Annotated in this window: 3 protein-coding genes; all 3 read left to right on the plus strand. The window is 50.7% G+C overall.

Annotated elements, in window-relative coordinates; genetic code table 11:
* Positions 1-142: 142 nt before the first annotated feature.
* On the plus strand, positions 143-3,451 hold the full coding sequence (locus C3F13_04670; GenBank protein PWB55331.1) for an ABC transporter ATP-binding protein: 3,309 nt from the start codon (positions 143-145) through the stop codon (positions 3,449-3,451).
* Positions 3,452-3,480: 29 nt separating this feature from the next.
* Positions 3,481-4,503: a hypothetical protein gene (locus tag C3F13_04675; protein PWB55332.1), complete on the plus strand. Its 1,023-nt coding sequence runs from the start codon at positions 3,481-3,483 to the stop codon at positions 4,501-4,503.
* Between the two features lie 13 nt (positions 4,504-4,516).
* Positions 4,517-5,112 (plus strand): serine/threonine protein kinase (locus C3F13_04680; protein ID PWB55333.1); only part of this gene is annotated, 596 nt, incomplete at its 3' end.

Raw genomic sequence — 5,112 nt, forward strand, 5'->3', positions numbered from 1 at the left:
AGAAAAAAGGTTGCGTAATCTCTATTATTCAAAAAAAGTAAGTTGGGCTATAATATTGTATTAATCTTCACAGATAGAAGGCTACAAATTTACATACTAATTCAATCATAATTCTATAAATTCGCATTGCTGTGGAGCTGCTATGAATAATCAACCCACCTACCTATTGGTTATCAAAGAAGGACCCTCCACAGGAACGGCTTACCCGTTGGAAGGAGATGAAATCCTCCTCGGTCGCGAGCCGACCAACACGATCCAGATTGATTCTCCAGGTGTTTCCCGAAAACATGCCCATTTAATTTTCCAAAACGGCCGCTACCTGTTGGAAGATCTCGGTAGCAGTAATGGCACGTCTGTGAATGGCGAGCGCGTCACTACACCGCGCAGCCTGAACAATGGTGACATTATCAGCCTTGGAAAACTGGTTCATATGGAATTTCAAGCAAAGCTGCCGTTAGTTGCCGCGACGATGGTTGAGAATGAGTTTCCGCCTGAGAGTGGGACGTTTATAGAAGAGCCATTTGAGCCAACCCTCATCGAAACCACCGCACCAGATGAAGCCGAGTCTGCCATCCCCGTTCCTGACGAATCACAAATGACCATGATTGGCCAGGAACCACTGAGTCCACAAGTTGTTCCTCCACCTCAAATTAAGGTTGCTATTGCTGGTGAGGAAGTCAAGACATATACCTTGAGTACGAGCAGAGTCACCATCGGTCGTGCAGAAGATAACGACATCGTGGTCAATTCACGCATCGTCTCCCGCCACCATGCGATCCTGGAGAAAGAGAAGGACGGGTATATTCTTTACCTGGTTCCGGCAGCAGGCAATCCAATCTTGTTGGATGGGCGACCCCTGGCTGATAAACATAAACTTCAGAATGGTGATACCCTGCGGATTGGCAGCCTTGACCCTGGCATGATGGTGACCATGACATTTGTTGACTTGTCCAAGGCGGCTGAGAAGGAAGCCTCAAAAATCAGGTTTACCGAAAAGAACATCATCCAGATCGGCCGGGATGCGAGCAATGATGTCGTCCTGGAATCGCCAGCAGTCTCACGCTATCATGCCCAGATCGAGCGGGTTGGTCAGCGTCACAGGCTGATCGACCTGCGCAGCACGAATGGCATCTTCGTCAATGATAACCGGGTTGAAGGGGAGGTTTGGCTGCAACCGAGTGATGTGATTCGCATTGGATCATTCCGCTTTGTGATGGGTGAAGATGAGCTGGGGCAGTTCGATGAAAGCCGCGGCTTGCGGGTGGATGCGATCGACCTGAATAAGTGGGTGCGCAAAGATCTCAACATCCTAAAGGATATTTCTCTAGCTTTTAAATCGCGTGAATTTATCGTCGTGGTCGGTCAATCGGGTGGTGGAAAATCCACCCTGGTCGATGCGATCGCCGGGTACAGGCCTGCCACTCAGGGGGTGGTGCTGGTTAATGGCACAAACATTTACTCGAACTTCGATGTGATCCAAAACGAAATTGGTTATGTCCCGCAAAGGGACATCATCCATTTTGAACTAACCGTTTATCAGGCGCTTAATTATGCTGCCCAGCTTCGTATGCCGAGTGATACGACAAAAGATGAGCGCCACCAGCGTATCATGCAGGTGATGGAGGACCTCGATTTGCTGGAGCGGAAAGACACACCTATCCACAGGTTGAGTGGTGGGCAGATCAAGCGCGTCTCGATCGGTGTTGAGCTTTTGACCAAACCCGGGTTATTCTTCCTGGATGAGCCCACTTCGGGCCTCGATCCTGGGACGGAAACCGCCTTCATGCACCTGATGCGCAGGCTGGCCGACCAGGGACGAACGATCGTCATGATCACGCATGCCACGAAGAACGTGATGCTGGCCGATAAGGTGGTTTTCCTGGCACGCGGTGGATATGTGGCCTGGTTTGGTCCACCCGAAGAAGCGTTAGCGTATTTCAACCAATATCGCTCAGAGCGCGAGCAGCGGGCGCATGAGATGGAGTTCGACCAAATATATGCCATTCTGGATGATCCCTCTAAGGGAAAAGCTCAGGATTGGGCTGATCGCTACATTCAGCACTCAGCCTATCAAAAGTACATCGTCGAGCCACTCCAATCTGTGCGAACACAACTCATGGAAAGCCCCAAGGAAAAGAAGAAAGAGAAAGTTTCCAGGGTAAAAGCCAGGCCGCGTGTCTCTGGGTTCAGGCAATTCGCCATCCTATCTGCACGTAACATCAAAATCCTCTTCAGAGACCGAACCAGCTTGCTGCTCATGTTCCTTGTACCCGTCCTGGTTGCTTCCCTTGACTTTTTCTTAGCCCCCACGATGGGCAAGCACTTGTTTGCTACGGTTGGTGGAAATGCTAAAAATGCATCTGTTGTGACATTCCTTCTCGCCATCGACTGCCTGTTAGTAGGTGGCTTCTCGCAAATGCGGGAGTTCGTCAAGGAAGCTGATGTATATAAACGTGAGCGTTTGGTGAACTTAAAAATATTCCCGTATGTTGCTTCAAAAGCCTGGGTAGCCATGCTGTTATCGTTCTATGGAGCAATAGCATTTACGATTATCCATTTTTTAGCTTTCGATATCCCATCGACTCCGCTCATAATGGGAATGTATTTTATTTCGGCACTGCTGGCGGTTCTGGCAGGAAGTATGAATGGGTTGCTGGCATCTTCCATTTCAAAATCTCCAAGCGTCGCTCCATTATTAATGATCCTATTGATCATCCCGCAAATCGTTTTAAGCGGCAGTTTGGCACCATTACCAGGAAATATTACCGCAGTTGCTTCAACCCGCTGGTCTTTCCAAAGCTTCCTCGGCTTGACAGGGATTGGCGCAGACATTGCTTCAGATCCGTGCTGGCTTCTTAGTAAAGATGAACGCGAATCAATGTCCTTGGAGCAAAAATCTGCATTAGGTTGCAAATGTGTGGGTCTGGCCATTTTTGATACCAATTCATGCAACTTCCCGGGGTTAGGTGAGTTTTATAAACCTGAGGTCGATCAGATCGCTCCTGTTGAACCGGCAGCACTCGGACCTGAGCCTACTGAGCCGGTCATCCCGCCTGCCCCGGAGCCACCCGCTGACCAGACCGACCAGGTAGCAGTTGTCCAATATATGAATTCTTTACAATCCTACCAGGATGATGTGAAGGTAATTCAGGATCAATTCAGGAGTGCCATGGATTTGTACCGGACGCAGGCGAATCTATATACCGCCCAGATGGAAGACTACCAGAGTGCGAAAGTCTCGTATGAAGGAGCCCGAAGAGAAGCGGTCAACTCGGCCGAAGCATTGATCCAGGCGAACATCGATATTATGGGCTGGACATTCGTTGACACCAAGAATATGGCTACTTTGATTAAATGGGTGACGCAAACCTGGATTGCGCAAGCGATCATCGTCGCCGTCTATTTTGGGTTGATTCTGGTGTTTATTAAACGTAAAGATGCTTCAGCTTGAGATAATAGATTTTGATGAGGGAGTCCATTATGAATAAACACATGGCTCGAATTGTGATCAGCCTGCTGCTCCTGGCTATGCTTTGCTTAGTGATCCAGAGCTGCAGCACTGGTAGTGACAAGTCAGGGGATGCGACTGCGGCTGCTTTACGACAATATATTGCCGGCACATCTACAGCAGAGCAAGCCATGGCCTCCAATGCCAATGAGCTGGCGACTGCTCAAGCCAAAGCCACCCAGGAGAGTCATGACATAGCCGCAACTCAAACCGCCCAGCTGGCTGGTCGCGATGTGACTAAGCTGGCGACTTCAACAGTCACCGCACCGATTATTGCGGAATTATCCATGTACGGTTTCGATGCTTCCAGTGGAAAAGTGGGGTGGATACATGATCCGCTGACATTGGATGTATCTGGCTATCAAGAATTCGCCTATGGGAATGATCACATGAACGTCACGGCGAAGAATTTCGTGCTGGCGTCAGATATCACCTGGAACACGCAGTACGGTGACTCGGGATGTGGCTTCATGTTCCGTTCGAATGGCGATCAGAAAAATCCAGATGCCTACATGGTAATTGCTACTCGATTTGCCAATGGGCGGGTAATCTTCACGGCCGTATCCGATGGTGACCTGGCCAACATGCATGACTTGTACCCCAAGGATGCTGACCGGTCTTTCCAATGGGAGAATGACACGACGAACCGTTTTGTCATCGTAGCACAGGGTAACCTGATCGAGATCTATACCAACGGGGCTAAAATCGGAGAGATAGACACCACGCAACCGCCTAAACCCATCGTTCTGCCTGCTCAACCTGTTCCACCTGTGGATTCTTCCGATTCAGCCGCTGCGCAGGCCTACGAAGATCAGCTTGAAGAATATCAAGATATCATGGAACAAGCTCAGCAGAACTATCAAGTCGCTTATGGTAATTACCAAAAAGAGCAAGCCATCTTCACGGATGGATTCTTATCTATGCTGGCATTCACCCAGGGAGGCAAGACAGAGTGTAAATTCGATAACGCGTGGTTGTGGCTGCTTGAGCCATGACCGGAGGCGGTAAATGGGGATCGCACACCTAGAAGGACAAACGTTGGGGGGCAGGTACCAGGTCCAGTCGCTGATCGGGCAGGGGGGCATGGCGTCGGTCTACAAAGGGACTGACACGAACCTGAAACGGGCGGTGGCGATCAAGGTGATCCACCCGCACCTGTCGAACAACCCGGAATTCTTCCGGCGGTTTGAGGAGGAGGCGACGGCGGTGGCGCATCTGCGCCACCCGAATATCGTGCAGGTGTACGATTTCAGCCACGATGGTGACTTATATTACATGGTGATGGAGTACGTGGTGGGGGAGACGCTGCAGATGCGTCTGAAGCGGTTGAACGGGGCCAGGCGGCGGATGAGCATAGGGGAGGTGGTGGGGTACACAGCGGATATCTGTGATGCAGCGGAATATGCACACCAGCGTGGGATGATCCACCGAGATATCAAGCCGGCGAACATCATGCTGGATGTAAACGGGAAGGCGATCCTGATGGATTTTGGGATCGCCCGCATGGTGGGTGGGGCGCAACACACGGCGACGGGAGCGGTGCTGGGGACGGCGATGTACATGTCACCGGAGGCGATCCGCGGGTTGCAGACGGATGGTCGGGC

Source organism: Anaerolineales bacterium (assembly GCA_003105035.1).
GTDB lineage: Bacteria > Chloroflexota > Anaerolineae > Anaerolineales > UBA4823 > FEB-25.

What these genes read in the sequence shown, in the direction of transcription:
- C3F13_04670 (PWB55331.1), top strand. Translation starts at nt 143, where the DNA reads ATGAATAATCAACCCACCTACCTATTGGTTATCAAAGAAGGACCCTCC.
- C3F13_04675 (PWB55332.1), top strand. Translation starts at nt 3,481, where the DNA reads ATGAATAAACACATGGCTCGAATTGTGATCAGCCTGCTGCTCCTGGCT.